2 pseudogenes are annotated in these 1,165 nt (G+C 69.3%); one reads left to right on the forward strand and one right to left on the reverse strand.

The features are described 5' to 3' along the window. Window positions 1–277: pseudogene (locus BZY54_RS45670) on the forward strand (hypothetical protein); the annotation flags it as partial. 54 nt (window positions 278–331) lie between these two features. Here BZY54_RS45670 and BZY54_RS45675 read toward each other — a convergent pair. Next, window positions 332–1,165 (reverse strand): annotated as a pseudogene (locus tag BZY54_RS45675) (N-acetylmuramoyl-L-alanine amidase); the annotation flags it as partial.

The raw sequence follows: 1,165 nt of genomic DNA on the forward strand, positions 1-1,165 counted from the left end.
CGAGGGCGAGGTGCCCTTCGAGGTGGCCCAGCTGCTGCTCGCACTGGAGAACGACGAGGAAATCACCGTCGTCGGCACCGAGGACATGCCGGTGCTCCAGGGCGACAACCTCCTGATCGTGCGCCGGCTGAAGCTCTCCGAGAGCCGGATCTCCTGCGTGCAGTTCGACCGCAGCGACGGCGTCCTGGTCACCATCGCCGCCTGGGACCGCCCGATCACGGACGACCTGTACGCGCTCCTCAAGCCCCTGCCCGCCGAGCTGTTCCAGCAGGGCTGAGCGGAACATTCGGCAAGTGAAGGGCCGGCCCTTCACTTGCCGTGCCGCGGGCCCCTACTGGGCCGACGGCTGCAGCTGAACGTCCGCGGCCCGCACGAACTCCACCCGGTGGCCGAACTGGATCTCGTAGTACAGGTCCTTGCCGACCACCACCCGGTGCGAGTCCGTGGTGAAGGTGACCGCGTACAGGTACTCGCCCGGCACCTCGTCACCGACCACGTACTTCTGGCCCGCGAGCAGCTTGTACGGCAGCGGCGAGACCGACTGCACGGGCACGTCCGCCGGATAGGCCTCCTTCTCCGGATACGCCCGCCCGTACACCGGCACACTGGCCAGCCCGGGCTTCGGCGTCACCACCAGGCCGGCCGCGTTCACCGCCGTGGGGTTCTCCGCCGGGTTCTGGAACCAGGCCTTCTGCCCCAGGTACCAGATCGCCGTCCAGTCGCCCTGCCGGTCGGCGACCGCGTACTGCTGACCGGTCTCCACCCGCGAGGCCACGTCGTTCACGTCGATCGTCGAGTCACCGCCGTTCGGCCGCAGCCCGATGTCCTTGATCAGCGGTGAGGAGGTGTCCGGCTGCGAGTACAGCCGCACCTCGCTGGAGCCGTGTCCCGCGCACAGCTGCCCGGCCGTGTCGCAACCCGTGTACTCCGGCTGGTTGGAGGCGTAGTCGGGGCGGATCGTCACCAGGCCGCCGTTCTTGCCGGCGGTGGGCTCGAAGGGGCGGCCCAGCAGCTGGAAGTAGTGCTGCCAGTCCCAGTACGGCCCCGGGTCGGTGTGCATGCCGGGGATCGTGCCGGTGGTGGGACCCGGCACCGTGTCATGGCCGAGGATGTGCTGCCGGTCCAGCGGAATGCCGTACTTCCCGGCGAGGTACTTCACCAGCCG

The sequence above is a fragment of the Streptomyces carpinensis genome (assembly GCF_002154505.1).
Lineage (GTDB): Bacteria > Actinomycetota > Actinomycetes > Streptomycetales > Streptomycetaceae > Streptomyces > Streptomyces carpinensis.